The organism is Citrobacter sp. XY323 (genome assembly GCF_025106035.1).
Lineage (GTDB): Bacteria > Pseudomonadota > Gammaproteobacteria > Enterobacterales > Enterobacteriaceae > Citrobacter > Citrobacter braakii.
The window spans coordinates 430064-446190 of sequence record NZ_JANYUK010000006.1 but is presented as its reverse complement, the minus strand read 5'-3'; the positions used below and the strand labels follow the sequence as shown (position 1 = coordinate 446190).

Annotated in this window: 10 protein-coding genes; 3 read left to right on the top strand and 7 right to left on the bottom strand. The window is 53.4% G+C overall.

The window, feature by feature from the left end; all coding sequences use genetic code 11:
• Positions 1-50: 50 nt before the first annotated feature.
• Together yacL and acnB are read right to left on the bottom strand one after the other, a co-directional pair.
• Positions 51-413: a protein YacL gene (gene yacL / locus N0B36_RS11595; protein WP_075847966.1), complete on the bottom strand. Its 363-nt coding sequence runs from the start codon at positions 411-413 to the stop codon at positions 51-53.
• Positions 414-587: 174 nt separating this feature from the next.
• Positions 588-3185 (bottom strand): bifunctional aconitate hydratase 2/2-methylisocitrate dehydratase, encoded by a 2598-nt coding sequence (gene acnB, locus N0B36_RS11590; RefSeq protein ID WP_259687856.1) that lies wholly within the window; start codon positions 3183-3185, stop codon positions 588-590.
• 447 nt (positions 3186-3632) lie between these two features.
• Here acnB and N0B36_RS11585 point away from each other — a divergent pair, with 447 nt between their 5' ends.
• Both N0B36_RS11585 and N0B36_RS11580 read left to right on the top strand, forming a co-directional pair.
• A complete protein-coding gene (locus N0B36_RS11585) occupies positions 3633-5234 on the top strand; it encodes a DUF3300 domain-containing protein (RefSeq protein ID WP_235117041.1) in 1602 nt (533 codons plus the stop codon).
• A 10-nt stretch (positions 5235-5244) separates the two neighbouring features.
• The gene (locus tag N0B36_RS11580) at positions 5245-6039 is read left to right on the top strand and encodes a DUF2950 domain-containing protein (RefSeq protein WP_259687855.1); all 795 of its coding nucleotides are present in this window, start codon (positions 5245-5247) and stop codon (positions 6037-6039) included.
• A 61-nt stretch (positions 6040-6100) separates the two neighbouring features.
• On the opposite strand, the gene traT is transcribed toward N0B36_RS11580, so the two are convergent.
• The 5 genes from traT to pdhR form a co-directional block, all read right to left on the bottom strand.
• Complete coding sequence (gene traT / locus N0B36_RS11575) at positions 6101-6832, bottom strand: conjugal transfer complement resistance protein TraT (RefSeq protein WP_043018444.1); 732 nt, start codon at positions 6830-6832, stop codon at positions 6101-6103.
• Between the two features lie 195 nt (positions 6833-7027).
• The gene (lpdA, locus tag N0B36_RS11570; protein ID WP_003018686.1) at positions 7028-8452 is read right to left on the bottom strand and encodes a dihydrolipoyl dehydrogenase; all 1425 of its coding nucleotides are present in this window, start codon (positions 8450-8452) and stop codon (positions 7028-7030) included.
• A gap of 175 nt (positions 8453-8627) precedes the next feature.
• Entirely contained in the window at positions 8628-10520 is a 1893-nt protein-coding gene (aceF, locus tag N0B36_RS11565) for a pyruvate dehydrogenase complex dihydrolipoyllysine-residue acetyltransferase (RefSeq protein WP_016151718.1), read from the bottom strand.
• 14 nt (positions 10521-10534) lie between these two features.
• Positions 10535-13198 carry a pyruvate dehydrogenase (acetyl-transferring), homodimeric type gene (gene aceE, locus N0B36_RS11560; RefSeq protein ID WP_016151717.1) on the bottom strand — a complete coding sequence of 888 codons (2664 nt, stop codon included), beginning with the start codon at positions 13196-13198 and terminating at the stop codon, positions 10535-10537.
• 162 nt (positions 13199-13360) lie between these two features.
• Positions 13361-14125 carry a pyruvate dehydrogenase complex transcriptional repressor PdhR gene (gene pdhR / locus N0B36_RS11555; protein ID WP_003018699.1) on the bottom strand — a complete coding sequence of 255 codons (765 nt, stop codon included), beginning with the start codon at positions 14123-14125 and terminating at the stop codon, positions 13361-13363.
• Positions 14126-14689: 564 nt separating this feature from the next.
• Here pdhR and aroP point away from each other — a divergent pair.
• The gene (aroP, locus tag N0B36_RS11550) at positions 14690-16063 is read left to right on the top strand and encodes an aromatic amino acid transporter AroP (RefSeq protein WP_087121850.1); all 1374 of its coding nucleotides are present in this window, start codon (positions 14690-14692) and stop codon (positions 16061-16063) included.
• Positions 16064-16127 lie beyond the last annotated feature (64 nt).

The window sequence follows — 16127 nt, the reverse complement described above, 5'->3', positions numbered from 1 at the left end:
CGCACAGCGCTCACCCGATAGTAATGCGGAGCCGAGTGGCTCCGCGTTGATTAGCGTTGTTGTACAAACTCGCGGTACGCCGCCACGACCTGAAGAAAGTCCTCTACGCCGCAAAGTGAAAAGCTCTCTTCGTCGTAGTAGCTCATCCCCTCTTCCATTTCATCTCCGGAGAATTCCAGCTGATTGGCACGCACCATCACCTCTTCACCATCCAGCCAGAGCGTGTATTCATGCCCTGCTCGCTGCCAGGAGCGCTCACTGCCCTTCACCGCATGCGCCGCCTGTTCCACTTCATCAAGTAAGGCCAGGTTCTCTTTCACTTCTTCGTTAAACCAGTGCCCCACCACCTCGTGGCCCATGGACATACGCACTTTTACCACTCCGGTAATATCGCGCAGAAATTCGTAATCCATAATGTCTTCCTCTGCTCCCGGCAATGCGCCAATACCGCATTGCACCTTGCTGTAATTATCGCAGCAGCGCGGCAGAAAAAAAGCGTAGCGGGTATAAGGAATAGAAATAAAAATGCCCGGAGAAGCAGACTTCTCCGGGCATTGATGCGTTTTTACACAAATCGCGTTAGCGTATTACACCGCGGTCTGGAAAATCACACCATCGGCTTTCTCAGTATACTGAGACAGCTGGTCGAAGTTCAGATAACGGTAAGTATCCACCGCCGTCTTATCAACCTGCGCCACATAGGTCTGATACTCTTCCGCCGTCGGCAGTTTGCCAATCAGCGCCGCAACCGCCGCCAGCTCCGCAGAAGCCAGGTAGACGTTCGCCCCGGTACCTAAACGGTTCGGGAAGTTACGGGTAGAGGTCGAAACCACCGTTGCGCCGTCAGCCACACGCGCCTGGTTACCCATGCACAGCGAACAGCCAGGGATCTCAATACGCGCACCGCTCTTACCAAACACGCTGTAGTAGCCTTCTTCGGTCAGCTGCGCCGCATCCATACGGGTTGGCGGAGCCACCCACAGACGCGTCGGCAACTGGCCTTTGTGTGCATCCAGCAGTTTACCCGCCGCACGGAAGTGGCCGATGTTGGTCATGCAGGAGCCGATGAAGACTTCATCGATCTTCTCGCCCTGCACGTCAGACAGCAGACGCGCGTCGTCCGGATCGTTCGGTGCACACAGGATTGGCTCTTTGATATCCGCCAGATCGATGTCGATCACCGCCGCGTATTCTGCGTCAGCGTCGGCTTCCAGCAATTGCGGATCCGCCAGCCATTTTTCCATCCTCTGCACACGGCGCTCCAGCGTACGGCGATCGCCGTAACCTTCAGCGATCATCCACTTCAGCAGAACGATGTTAGAGTTCAGATACTCAACGATCGGCTCTTTGTTCAGTTTGATGGTACAACCGGCAGCGGAACGTTCAGCGGAGGCATCGGTCAGTTCGAACGCCTGCTCCACTTTCAGATCCGGCAGACCTTCGATTTCGAGGATGCGGCCAGAGAAGATGTTTTTCTTACCTTTCTTCTCAACGGTCAGCAGACCCTGTTTGATCGCGTACAGCGGAATGGCGTGTACCAGATCGCGCAGGGTAATCCCCGGCTGCATTTTGCCTTTGAAACGCACCAGAACGGATTCCGGCATATCCAGCGGCATCACGCCGGTCGCAGCAGCAAACGCCACCAGGCCAGAACCCGCCGGGAAGGAGATGCCAATCGGGAAACGAGTATGGGAGTCACCGCCGGTGCCGACGGTATCCGGCAACAGCATGCGGTTCAGCCAGGAGTGGATTACGCCATCGCCCGGACGCAGCGACACGCCGCCACGGTTCATGATGAAGTCCGGCAGAGTGTGGTGCGTGGTCACGTCAACCGGCTTTGGATACGCGGCAGTGTGACAGAAGGACTGCATCACCAGGTCAGCAGAGAAGCCCAGGCACGCCAGGTCTTTCAGTTCATCACGGGTCATCGGGCCGGTGGTATCCTGAGAACCCACGGAGGTCATCTTCGGTTCGCAGTACGCGCCCGGACGGATACCTTTCACACCGCAGGCGCGGCCCACCATTTTCTGCGCCAGAGAGAAGCCGCGGCTGCTTTCCGCCACGTCTTTCGCCTGACGGAATACGTCGCTGTGCGGCAGTCCCAGCGCTTCGCGCGCTTTGGTGGTCAGGCCACGACCGATGATCAGCGGAATACGGCCACCAGCGCGCACTTCGTCGATCAGCACATCAGTTTTCAGCTCAAAGCTTGCCAGCAATTCGCCGGTTTCATGGTTACGCACTTCTCCTTTGAACGGGTAAACGTCAATCACGTCGCCCATGTTCATGTTCGAAACGTCCACTTCGATTGGCAGTGCGCCCGCATCTTCCATGGTATTGAAGAAGATAGGTGCAATTTTGCCGCCGAGACACAGACCGCCGCCGCGCTTGTTCGGTACATGAGGGATATCATCGCCCATGAACCACAGTACGGAGTTGGTTGCAGATTTACGCGAAGAGCCGGTACCAACAACGTCACCCACATACGCCAGCGGGTAGCCTTTTTTCTGCAGTTCTTCAATCTGTTTGATCGGGCCTACCGCGCCCGGCTGGTCCGGTTCAATACCTTCACGGGCGTTTTTCAGCATCGCCAGCGCGTGCAGAGGGATATCCGGGCGAGACCATGCGTCCGGTGCCGGAGAGAGGTCATCGGTGTTGGTTTCACCCGTCACTTTAAACACGGTAACGGTGATTTTTTCAGCCAGAGCTGGACGGTTCAGGAACCATTCGGCATCGGCCCAAGACTGCATTACCTGCTTCGCATATTCGTTGCCCGCTTTGGCTTTTTCTTCTACATCGTAGAAGTTATCGAACATCAGCAGCGTTGAAGAGAGCGCTTTGGCGGCAATCGGCGCCAGTTTCGCGTCGTCAAGCGCGTCGATCAGCGGATGAATGTTGTAACCACCCTGCATGGTGCCCAGCAGTTCAATGGCTTTTTCTGGAGTCACCAGCGGGGAGGTGGTGTCGCCTTTCGCGACGGCAGCGAGAAAACCCGCTTTAACATAAGCGGCTTCATCTACGCCAGGAGGAACGCGGTTGATCAACAGGTCTAACAGGAATTCTTCTTCGCCCACAGGCGGGGTCTTCAGCAGCTCGACTAGTGCGGCCATTTGGGTTGCGTCTAACGGTTTTGGCACAATCCCCTGGGCAGCACGCTCAGCTACGTGCTTACGGTATTCTTCTAGCACGACGATATCTCCTCGCTCTCATTGTCATAATGCGGCGCTTTTGTAGATGGGCGATTCTCTTCACGCTCCTGTGAGACAGTAGTTAGTAGGGTAAATGCCCGGTACCGCGTAAGGCACAATAACAGGATTTTCATTAAGTGTTAATCCGTTTACAAAAAAGCAACATAAAAAATTGGCTGAATCGTTAAGAATGGTGTAGCGACAAGGCGGGGCGTAATTTAGGCTCCCTAAAAACGATGTAAAACGGTTGATTTTCAAGCGCGACATGCTGAATATTCCAGCGATTTTTCAGCCATCAGATATAATTGTGTAATAAATCTTCACACTCTTTTTCCGGACCTGCCGGGTGAATCCCCAATAAAAGTCAAAACTATCTAACACGGGTGAATAATACTCGCGGCAACAGAACGCCTCACGGCACAGCGCTTGTCTCGTTGGAGTCATTTTATGAAGTTGCCCTTTAAGCCACATCTGCTTGTCCTTCTGTGCAGTGCCGGGCTGTTTGCCGCCTCTGGCGTGATGTTCGTTAAAAGTCGCGCAACGGAGCCAGTAGCTCCAGCCCCCGTCGCACAGCAACCGTCCGCACCGGCTCCAGCTCCCGTAGCGGCCCCTGCCCCGGCCGATCAACCAGCGCCCACCGCAGCCCCTACGTACACATCGGCACAAATCGATCAGTGGGTTGCGCCTATCGCGCTCTATCCGGATTCACTGCTGTCGCAAATTTTGATGGCCTCAACCTACCCGGCGAACGTCATCCAGGCCGCGCAGTGGTCAAAAGACAATCCCAAAATGCAGGGTGATGCCGCCATTCAGGCCGTTGCCAGCCAACCCTGGGATCCCAGCGTAAAATCGCTGGTGGCGTTTCCGCAGTTGATGTCGCTGATGGGTGAAAATCCGCCGTGGGTACAGAGCCTGGGCGATGCATTCCTTGCGCAGCCGAAAGAGGTTATGGATTCCGTTCAACGCCTGCGTGCGCTGGCGCAACAGACCGGAGCGTTGCAATCTACACCGCAGCAGACCGTTACTACCGTGGTCAAAGCTGCACCGGCTAAAACCGTCACCAGCGAGTCAACGACCACAACAGCCACGACCGCCGCCTCAGCAAGCCCAACGGTAATCAAAATTGAATCCGCCGACCCGCAGGTAGTTTACGTTCCCACCTATAACCCAAATACGGTTTACGGTACCTGGCCGAACACCGCCTATCCGCCAACCTATCTACCGCCAACGCCCGGCGAGCAGTTTGGCAACAGCTTCGTTAACGGTTTAGGCTTTAGCCTCGGCGTCGCCACAACTTATGCCATTTTCAGCAATATCGACTGGGATGACGACGATGACTGGGATCACCATCATAACGATGACTGGGATAACCATGGCGGCTATAACCGCAACGGTGATAACAACATCAATATCAACGTTGATAACTTCAATAAAATCAGTGGACAGCGTCTGACGGATGCCAACCGTACCTGGCAGCACAACCCGGCCTATCGCGAAGGGGTGCCGTACCCTAATAGCCAGCTCAATAACCGCTTCCACTCCACTAACACGGCTACGGGCCTAAGCTCAACCCAGCAAAGACCGGTCAACCGTGATAGCCAGCGTCAGGCAGCGTTGAGCCAGATGGAAAAATCAACGGGGAAAACCTTCCCCCAGACGGCGCGTACGGGAACGAAAGACGCCCAGCGTCAGGCATCCAGCCAACAGCTAAAGCAAATTTCCCAGCGTAATAACTACCGTGGTTACGATACCAAACCGCAAACGGCAAAACGGGCAAACACTCAGCAACATGAACATCGCCAGGCCGCCACTCAGCGACAAGAGAAACGGGTCACGCAACCAGCGCAGCAACGCAACGTGCAGCAGCGCAATCTTCAACAACGGACCAGCCAACCGCGGGCCAATGCGCTGAGCGGCAACGACAGTCGCTCCGCCAGTTGGCAGGCGCAGCAGCAGCGAGGGGCTCAAAGCAGGCAGGTCGCCCGCAATCAGCCATCTCGCCAGCTATCCGGCGACCGTGCTGAACACCGTGAATTCCGTCATCGTTAAGGGAAGCGACATGAAAAATAAACTACTCAGTGGAATGGTGTTATTCATGGTTTCGACCACCGCGATGGCACAGCAATCCTTCAGCACACCAGACCAGGCGACCGATGCCCTGGCAACCGCGATAAGCGAGCAGAATGAAAGCGCGATGAACAACCTGCTCGGGGAAAACTGGCGCGAGTTTCTGCCACCGGAAGGCGTCGATCCTGATGCGGTTGATCGCTTCCTGCGCGACTGGAAGGTCCGCCATAATACCGTCATCGACGGCAATAGCGCGCACCTGGTGGTCGGGGACAGCGACTGGCAACTGCCGATCCCGGTTGTTAAAACCGCTTCCGGCTGGCAATTTGATATCAAGGAAGCGGCTGAAGAGATCCTGACCCGTGAGATTGGGCGCAACGAACTTGCCGCTATTGAAGCATTACACGCCTATGTAGATGCTCAGCAAAGCTACTTTGCGATGAACCAAAAATACGCGCAAAAGATTGTCAGTTCTGAAGGGAAAAAAGATGGTCTGTACTGGCCTGTTTCGCCCGGCGAAGCGCCAAGCCCGCTTGGCCCGGCCTTTAGTCCGCAAGAGCCTGGCACGGGCTATCACGGCTATCGTTTCCGTATCCTTCCCGATAAAACCAGCGGCTTTGCGATGGTTGCCTGGCCCGTCAGCTACGATCACACTGGCGTTATGAGTTTTATGATTAACGGTGATGATAAAGTCTATCAGGCAGATCTCGGCGCTCATGCACAGCAGAAAGCCGAGGCGTTAACCGCATATCATCTGGATAAAAACTGGCAGCCCGTAGCGCCCTGAATGCCAGTCAAATAGTGATTTGGCCGGGGAAGCGCCCCCCCTCCGGCCAACTCACGAGAGATTACAGGATGTTAGCGACGGATTTCGCCAGCTGCGCTTCCAGAACCGGTTTCGCTTCTTCGAACTTCAGGTTCACTTTGTTGGCATTAGACACGACGCGGGTCTGGTATTTTGCGCGATCGCCCTGCGCGCTGCTGGTTTGCAGCTTGATACCGGACGTGCCCTGGCGCAGTGCGGCAACGTTATCCGTTGTCACTTTCGCTTTGCTGCGCTCAGAGATTTGCAGGTCAGTGACCATGGTGTAGTTCACGTCTTCTACCATGGCATCCGCGGCCATACCGATCAGCCCCGCCGCCAGGCCAACGCCCAGCGCCGCGCCGGAGGAGTTGCTGTTATAGGCGGTGATGCCCGCTCCCAACGCAGCACCCACCGCTGCCCCTTCATAGCCGGTCTTCAGGAAGCCCTGAGCTTCACGCAGATCCATTTTGTCCGCTTTCAGTACGTTCGCCTGTACCCAGTAGTAAGCGCTGTCTGGTGAACTGGTCACTTTATAGCCCTTCGCAGACAGGTCGTTTGCCAGCAGGGTTTGCAGGTTGCTCATGTCTTTATCAGAAGTGTTTTTTACCTGAATGTAGACGGTCTTCTCGCTGGAAGGCTCCAGCCAGATGGTTTCACTCATCTGCGTTTTCACTTCGAGATTACGTTTTTTAACGGCGGTGGTCATCGCGCCACAACCAGTCAGCGTCATTGTCGCGACAACCATGCCAACAACCGCGATTTTTTTTAAAGACATGTTATTTCCTTTTTTCGTGTAATAGAGAATCCAGAGCCTCTTAACCGCGCGGCCAGTAGCCACACAATGGCGAAAAAAGTATCGGCAGTTGCGCAATTTTTTTTAGTGGAAATATCAATAAGATGACTACCAGAACTGGTAGCTTTCAGGCAAAAAAAACGCCTCCGAAGAGGCGTTTTCACAAAAGCGGGAAGATTACTTTTTCTTCGCTTTCGGGTTTGGCAGGTCGGTGATGCTACCTTCGAACACTTCTGCCGCCAAGCCCACAGACTCGTGCAGAGTCGGGTGCGCGTGGATGGTCAGCGCAATGTCTTCAGCATCACAACCCATTTCGATCGCCAGACCGATTTCACCCAGCAGCTCACCGCCGTTGGTACCGACAATCGCACCACCGATAACACGGTGAGATTCTTTGTCGAAAATCAGTTTAGTCATACCGTCTGCGCAGTCGGAAGCGATAGCACGACCAGAAGCAGCCCACGGGAAGGTGGCGGTTTCGTAGCTGATGCCTTTCTCTTTCGCTTCTTTCTCAGTCAGGCCAACCCATGCAACTTCTGGTTCAGTGTATGCGATGGATGGGATAACTTTCGGATCGAAGTAGTGTTTCTTACCGGCGATAACTTCAGCGGCAACGTGACCTTCGTGAACACCTTTGTGCGCCAGCATCGGCTGACCGACGATATCGCCGATAGCAAAGATGTGCGGCACGTTGGTACGCAGCTGTTTGTCAACGCGGATGAAGCCACGGTCATCAACTTCCACGCCAGCTTTGCCCGCGTCGAGGTTTTTGCCGTTCGGTACACGACCGATAGCCACCAGCACTGCATCGTAACGCTGAGCTTCAGCAGGCGCTTTTTTGCCTTCCATGGAAACGTAGATACCGTCTTCTTTCGCTTCAACGGCGGTTACTTTGGTTTCCAGCATCAGGTTGAATTTCTTGCTGATGCGTTTGGTAAAGACTTTAACCACGTCTTTATCGGCTGCCGGGATAACCTGGTCGAACATTTCAACCACGTCGATCTCTGAACCCAGCGCATGGTACACGGTACCCATTTCCAGACCGATGATACCGCCGCCCATTACCAGCAGGCGCTTAGGAACAGTTTTCAGTTCCAGTGCATCGGTGGAATCCCACACGCGCGGATCTTCATGCGGAATGAATGGCAGTTCGATCGGACGGGAACCCGCCGCGATGATCGCGTTGTCAAAGTTGATCACGGTTTTGCCGTTTTCACCTTCAACTTCCAGGGTGTTTGCCCCGGTAAATTTACCCAGACCGTTAACCACTTTCACTTTACGGCCTTTGGCCATACCCGCCAGACCGCCGGTCAGTTGAGTGATAACTTTTTCTTTCCAGGTACGAATCTTGTCGATATCGGTTTTCGGCTCGCCAAAAACGATACCGTGTTCAGCCAGCGCTTTGGCTTCTTCGATAACTTTTGCTACGTGCAGCAGCGCTTTAGAAGGGATACAGCCGACGTTCAGACAAACACCACCGAGGGTGCTGTAACGTTCTACGATGACGGTCTCCAGACCTAAATCTGCGCAACGGAAGGCAGCAGAGTAACCTGCAGGGCCTGCCCCAAGTACCACGACCTGAGTTTTGATTTCAGTGCTCATCATGACCTCTTAATTTATACCCGTCGTCCACCGGGTCGTTCTATCCGCCCGTATTTTACAAAATTGTTAACAATTTTGAAACAACAAACGGCAACCGATTTGTCTTTCGCACAATAACCTCACTGACTTCATGAGATTACCAGAAAAAAGCCGGCCGTCGGGCCGGCTTTTTCGCTTACATCACCAGGCGGCGAATGTCAGACAGCATGTTGTTGATGATGGTGATAAAGCGCGCACCATCAGCACCGTCGATTACGCGGTGGTCGAAGGAGAGCGAAATCGGCATCATCAGACGCGGCATAAACTCTTTACCGTTCCACACTGGCTCCATAGAGGACTTGGAGACACCGAGGATAGCCACTTCCGGCGCGTTCACAATCGGCGCGAAGTGGGTCGTACCCAGGCCACCGATGCTGGAGATGGTGAAGCAACCGCCCTGCATTTCGCCAGCGGTCAGCTTGCCATCACGCGCTTTCTTGGAGATGGTGGTCAGTTCACGAGACAGCTCGGTAATGCTCTTCTTGTTCACGTCTTTGAAGACCGGAACAACCAGACCATTCGGCGTATCTACCGCGACACCGATGTTGATGTATTTTTTCAGGGTCAGACGCTGACCGTCTTCAGACAGAGAGCTGTTGAAGCGCGGCATCTGTTCCAGAGCGGCGGCAACGGCTTTCATGATGAAGACCACTGGCGTGAATTTCACATCCAGTTTACGTTTTTCAGCTTCGGCGTTCTGCTGTTTACGGAACGCTTCCAGATCGGTGATATCGGTCTTGTCGAAGTGCGTAACGTGCGGGATCATCACCCAGTTACGGCTCAGGTTAGCACCAGAGATTTTCTGGATACGGCCCAGTTCCACTTCTTCGATTTCACCAAACTTGCTGAAGTCCACTTTCGGCCAAGGCAGCATGCCCGGAATACCGCCGCCTGCTGCTGCCGGAGCAGCTTCAGCACGCTTGATAGCGTCTTTCACGTAAGCCTGAACGTCTTCACGCAGGATACGACCTTTACGGCCAGAACCTTTCACTTTCGCCAGGTTTACACCGAACTCGCGCGCCAGGCGACGAATCAGCGGCGTTGCATGAACGTAAGCGTCGTTCTCAGCGAACTCAGATTTACCTTCCGCTTTCGCGGCCGGAGCTGCGGCTGGTTTAGCAGCCTGAGCCGGTGCAGCTGCAGAGGCTGGAGCAGCCGCGGCAGCTGGAGCGGCAGCAGGTGCTGCGCCTTCAACTTCGAAGATCATAATCAGAGAACCGGTTTTGACTTTGTCACCGGTGCTGATTTTGATTTCCTTCACGGTGCCCGCGAACGGTGCCGGAACTTCCATCGACGCTTTATCGCCTTCAACGGTAATCAGTGACTGCTCAGCGGCAATTTTATCGCCCACTTTAACCATCACTTCAGTGACTTCAACTTCGTCACCGCCGATATCCGGAACGTTAACCTCTTTCGAGCCAGAAGCTGCCGGAGCCGCCGCTGCTGCTGGAGCTGCCGCCTGAGCCGGTGCTGCAGCAGGCGCTGCGCCTGCAACTTCGAAGACCATAATCAGAGAACCGGTAGACACTTTGTCGCCCGTGTTGATTTTGATCTCTTTAACGGTGCCCGCGAACGGCGCCGGAACTTCCATCGACGCTTTATCGCCTTCAACGGTGATCAGAGACTGTTCAGCCGCAACGGTGTCGCCCACTTTAACCATAACCTCGGTAACTTCGACTTCGTCACCGCCGATGTCCGGTACGTGTACTTCTTTCGCCGCTGCCGCAGCAGGTGCTGCTGCCGGAGCTGCTTCTTTCTTCTCTTCTGCCGGAGCAGGTGCAGCGGCTGCTGCACCATCGGCGGAATCGAAAATCATGATCAGTTTGCCGGTCTCAGTTTTGTCGCCAACAGAGACTTTGATCTCTTTAACGATACCTGCCTGAGGAGACGGAACTTCCATAGAGGCTTTGTCGCCTTCTACGGTGATCAGCGACTGTTCAGCTTCAACTTTGTCGCCCACTTTGACCAGGATCTCGGTGATTTCAACTTCATCAGCCCCGATGTCCGGTACATTGATTTCGATAGCCATTATTCTTTTACCTCTTACGCCAGACGCGGGTTAACTTTATCTGCATCGATGTTGAATTTGATGATTGCGTCAGCAACCACTTTCTTATCGATTTCGCCACGTTTAGCCAGTTCGCCCAGGGCCGCTACAACCACATAAGAAGCATCAACTTCGAAGTGGTGACGCAGGTTTTCACGGCTGTCAGAGCGACCGAAGCCGTCAGTACCCAGTACGCGATAATCATCAGCCGGTACATAAGTACGAACCTGTTCGGCAAACAGTTTCATATAGTCAGTAGATGCCACTGCCGGAGCGTCGTTCATCACCTGAGCGATGTACGGAACGCGCGGAGTTTCCATCGGGTGCAGCATGTTCCAGCGTTCACAATCCTGGCCATCACGCGCCAGTTCAGTGAAGGAGGTTACGCTGTAAACGTCAGAACCTACACCGTAGTCGTTCGCCAGGATCTGTGCTGCTTCACGCACGTGACGCAGGATAGAACCGGAGCCCAGCAGCTGAACTTTACCTTTCTTACCTTCGAGGGTTTCGAGTTTGTAGATACCTTTACGGATACCTTCCTCGGCACCTGCTGGCATTGCCGGCATGTGGTAGTTTTCGTTCAGCGTGGTGATGTAGTAATAAACGTTCTCTTGTTTCTCACCGTACATACGCTCCAGACCATCGTGCATGATGACCGCAACTTCGTACGCGTAAGACGGATCGTAAGAGATACAGTTCGGGATAGTCAGAGACTGAATATGGCTGTGACCATCTTCGTGCTGCAGACCTTCGCCGTTCAGCGTCGTACGACCAGAAGTTCCCCCTACCAGGAAGCCGCGAGCCTGTTGGTCGCCTGCCTGCCAGCACAGGTCACCGATACGCTGGAACCCGAACATGGAGTAGTAGATGTAGAACGGAATCATCGGCAGATCGTTGGTGCTGTAGGAGGTCGCAGCAGCCAGCCAGGATGCGCCAGCACCCAGTTCGTTGATGCCTTCCTGCAGGATCTGACCTTTCTCGTCTTCTTTATAGTAAGCAACCTGCTCACGGTCCTGCGGGGTGTACTGCTGACCGTTCGGGCTGTAGATACCGATCTGACGGAACAGACCTTCCATACCGAAAGTACGCGCTTCGTCAGCGATGATCGGAACCAGACGATCTTTGATCGACTTGTTCTTCAGCATCACGTTCAGGGCACGAACGAAAGCGATAGTGGTGGAGATTTCTTTGTTCTGCTCTTCCAGCAGCGCACCGAAGTCTTCCAGAGCAGGCAGTTCCAGCTTCTCGGTGAAGTTCGGCTGACGAGCAGGCAGATAGCCGTGCAGTTTCTGACGCTGAGCGTGCAGATAAGTGTGCTCTTCAGAACCTTCCGGGAAGGTGATGTAAGACAGGTTTTCAACCTGCTCATCGGTCACAGGAACGTTGAAACGGTCGCGGATATAACGCACGCCATCCATGTTCATTTTCTTAACCTGGTGAGCGATGTTTTTACCTTCGGCGGTGTCACCCATGCCGTAACCTTTGATGGTATGGGCCAGGATTACAGTTGCTTTGCCTTTGGTTTCCTGCGCTTTCTTCAGTGCAGCGTAGACTTTCTTCGGATCGTGACCACCACGGTTCAGAGCCCAAATCTGCTCGTCAGTCCAGTCAGCAACCAGAGCTGCGGTTTCCGGGTATTTACCGAAGAAGTGCTCACGTACGTATGCGCCATCTTTGGATTTAAAGGTCTGGTAGTCGCCGTCAACGGTTTCGTTCATCAGTTGGATCAGTTTACCGCTGGTATCTTTACGCAGCAGCTCATCCCAACGACCGCCCCACATGACTTTGATAACGTTCCAGCCAGCGCCCGCGAAGATGCCTTCCAGTTCGTTAACAATCTTGCCGTTACCGGTGACCGGACCGTCAAGACGCTGCAGGTTACAGTTGATAACAAAGACCAGGTTGTCCAGTTTCTCACGGGTCGCGATGGTGATAGCACCCTTAGATTCTGGCTCATCCATTTCGCCGTCGCCCAGGAAGGCGTAAACGGTTTGTTTAGAGGTATCTTTCAGGCCACGGTGTTCCAGATATTTCAGGAATTTAGCCTGGTAGATTGCACCGATTGGGCCCAGACCCATAGATACGGTCGGGAACTGCCAGAATTCCGGCATCAGTTTCGGGTGCGGGTAGGAAGACAGGCCTTTGCCATGTACTTCCTGACGGAAGTTGTTCATCTGCTCTTCAGTCAGACGACCTTCCAGGAATGCGCGAGCGTAGATGCCCGGAGAGATGTGGCCCTGGAAGTAAACCAGATCGCCGCCATCCTGCTCGTTGCGTGCACGGAAGAAGTGGTTGAAGCAAACATCATACACCGTTGCGGAGGACTGGAAGGATGCCATGTGGCCACCCAGCTCGAGGTCCTTTTTAGACGCGCGCAGTACGGTCATGATGGCGTTCCAGCGGATAGCAGAACGAATACGACGCTCCAGCTCCAGATTGCCCGGGTATTCCGGTTCATCTTCAACGGCAATAGTGTTTACATAATTGCTGGCCCCAGCACCTGCCGCTACTTTCACGCCGCCTTTGCGAGCTTCTGAAAGCAGTTGGTCGATCAGATACTGAGCACGCTCAACACCTTCTTCACGGATGACCGATTCGATCGCCTGTAGCCAGTCGCGAGTTTCGATCGGATCCACGTCATTTGGGAAACGTTCTGACATGGGGGTATTCCTTATCTATCTAATACGTTGAGTTATCTGGAACCTGTCCCATTACGTTCTCACCAGAGAGCGTAATAAGACAGGTTCTGCGTTTAGTTGCCGCGCCTTTCGATAGCGCTTGATTTACAACATCTTCTGGTTAACGTTCTGCCAGAAAAATCACTAATTCTTTCGTTGCTCCAGACGGCGTAAGGCGCGTTCACGACGGCTTTCCTCACGGCTCCTGTCCAGCAGAATCTCTTCGATAAACGCCAGGTGACGGTGAGACGCTTCACGCGCTTCTTCAGGCTTCCCGGCGATAATTGCTTCAAAGATGCGGGTACGGTGACTGCTCACCAGCGGCAGCATCTCGCGACGCGCATACAGCAATTCGAAGTTTTGCCGAACGTTCTGGGCCAGCATCGGCTCCATACACCTTAGCAAATGGAGCAGCACCACATTATGTGCCGCTTCGGTGACAGCAATTTGATACTGGAGTACCGCGTCAGATTCGCCGTCAAGATCGCCGGACTGTTGAGCAAGCTCGATCGCATGGTGGAGTTCACGGATACGCGTTTTGTCTTCATCCGTGCTGCGCAGTGCAGCGTAATAGGCTGCAATACCTTCCAGCGCATGGCGCGTCTCAAGCAGGTCAAACTGGGATTCAGGATGGTCGGAGAGCAGCTCTACCAGTGGGTCGCTAAAGCTCTGCCACAGGCTGCTCTGAACAAAAGTGCCACCGCCCTGACGACGAAGCAGTAACCCCTTCGCTTCAAGGCGTTGGATCGCCTCGCGTAAGGAGGGGCGGGAGACGTCGAACTGTTTTGCCAGCTCGCGTTCCGGTGGGAGTTTTTCTCCGGGGCGAAGTGTCCCCTCAAGAATTAAAAACTCCAGCTGCTGCTCAATCACATCGGAGAGTTTTGGTTGGCGGATTTTGCTGTAGGCCATGATTTCCTGTCTTAAGCCATTTGCCCGGAGTCAATTGGTCTTACCAATTTCATGTTCTTGACGCTAAAGTAACAAAGTATTCACCTTCTGTCCATACAGGTTTTGATTGAAATCAGTAAAGGGGGCATATTTTAACAACATTACAGAAATAACGTTTCAAACATGTAACTATGCACAAATGTTAAATTTACCCACCACGGGGTAGTTTTAACGGAATTGAAACGAAAAAATATCTCATCTGAACCGATTCACCTGATTATTTATCGACACATTAGCCACAATTAGTGAATAAAAATTCAAAATGGAAATTTTGTGGTAGATAAACTCGAATTTACAAATGGTTTCTTTTTATTCAACTCGTCATCTTGCCCGCATAAAGCAGGTGCATTCGCGCTCGCATATCATTATTCTGATCAAGACAAAAGCATTGAGGCAACATTTCATCTAAAGCATCTGTAAACAAATAAATACAACAAACGGAATTGCAAACTTACACACGCATTGCTGCGTAGTTCAAAAAATAAGTACTCGAAATATGAAGAGTAAAACCACACACGAGGTTTAATGATGGAAAGTCAACAGCATGGCGATCAGCTCAAGCGCGGTCTTAAGAACCGCCATATACAGCTAATCGCGCTGGGTGGCGCGATTGGTACCGGGTTATTCCTCGGTAGCGCATCTGTTATCCAGTCTGCAGGACCGGGTATTATTCTGGGTTACGCAATTGCCGGCTTTATCGCCTTTTTGATTATGCGTCAGTTAGGTGAAATGGTGGTTGAAGAGCCGGTTGCAGGCTCCTTTAGCCACTTTGCTTATAAATACTGGGGCGGTTTCGCGGGTTTCTCTTCTGGCTGGAACTATTGGGTACTGTACGTCCTGGTTGCCATGGCTGAACTGACTGCCGTAGGTAAATACATCCAGTTCTGGTATCCGGAGATCCCCACCTGGGTTTCTGCTGCAGCCTTCTTCGTGCTGATCAACGCCATCAACCTGACCAACGTGAAAGTGTTTGGGGAAATGGAGTTCTGGTTCGCCATTATTAAAGTCATTGCCGTGGTTGCGATGATTCTGTTCGGCGGCTGGTTGTTGTTTAGCGGCAACGGCGGCCCGCAGGCCAGCGTCAGTAACCTGTGGAGCCAGGGGGGTTTCCTGCCGCACGGCTTCACCGGTCTGGTGATGATGATGGCTATTATTATGTTCTCTTTCGGTGGGCTGGAGCTGGTCGGGATCACCGCAGCAGAAGCCGATAACCCGGAGCAAAGCATTCCCAAAGCAACCAACCAGGTTATCTACCGTATCCTGATTTTCTATGTAGGTTCGCTGGCTGTTCTGCTTTCCCTGATGCCGTGGACGCGCGTCACGGCAGATACCAGCCCGTTTGTCCTTATTTTCCACGAGCTGGGCGACACCTTTGTTGCCAATGCTCTGAACATCGTAGTGCTGACCGCTGCCCTTTCTGTGTATAACAGCTGCGTATACTGCAACAGCCGTATGCTGTTCGGTCTGGCACAGCAGGGTAACGCGCCAAAAGCGCTAATGAACGTCGACAAACGCGGCGTACCGGTGAACACCATTCTGGTCTCCGCGCTGGTTACGGCTCTGTGTGTACTGATCAACTATCTGGCACCGGAATCCGCCTTTGGCCTGCTGATGGCGCTAGTGGTTTCCGCACTGGTGATCAACTGGGCAATGATTAGCCTGGCGCACATGAAGTTCCGCAAAGCCAAACAGCAGCAAGGCGTTACCACCCGTTTCCCGGCGCTGCTCTATCCGCTTGGTAACTGGGTATGTCTGATTTTCATGGCTGCAGTGCTGGTGATTATGCTGATGACGCCGGGCATGGCGATTTCGGTGTACTTAATCCCGGTATGGATTGCCATTCTTGGCATCGGCTATTTGTGCAAACAGAAAACCGCCAAAGTAGCTAAAGCGCATTAATTCTCCCTCCCCCACCTGCATCAGGTGGGGGTTGTTACCTGCCTCACACTTTCCCACTCACGAC

Bases quoted from the DNA above. Each gene is read 5' to 3' on its own strand.
- lpdA (WP_003018686.1), bottom strand. From the start codon at position 8,452: ATGAGCACTGAAATCAAAACTCAGGTCGTGGTACTTGGGGCAGGCCCT.
- aceF (WP_016151718.1), bottom strand. From the start codon at position 10,520: ATGGCTATCGAAATCAATGTACCGGACATCGGGGCTGATGAAGTTGAA.
- aceE (WP_016151717.1), bottom strand. From the start codon at position 13,198: ATGTCAGAACGTTTCCCAAATGACGTGGATCCGATCGAAACTCGCGAC.
- pdhR (WP_003018699.1), bottom strand. From the start codon at position 14,125: ATGGCCTACAGCAAAATCCGCCAACCAAAACTCTCCGATGTGATTGAG.
- traT (WP_043018444.1), bottom strand. From the start codon at position 6,832: ATGTCTTTAAAAAAAATCGCGGTTGTTGGCATGGTTGTCGCGACAATG.
- aroP (WP_087121850.1), top strand. From the start codon at position 14,690: ATGATGGAAAGTCAACAGCATGGCGATCAGCTCAAGCGCGGTCTTAAG.
- N0B36_RS11580 (WP_259687855.1), top strand. From the start codon at position 5,245: ATGAAAAATAAACTACTCAGTGGAATGGTGTTATTCATGGTTTCGACC.
- yacL (WP_075847966.1), bottom strand. From the start codon at position 413: ATGGATTACGAATTTCTGCGCGATATTACCGGAGTGGTAAAAGTGCGT.
- N0B36_RS11585 (WP_235117041.1), top strand. From the start codon at position 3,633: ATGAAGTTGCCCTTTAAGCCACATCTGCTTGTCCTTCTGTGCAGTGCC.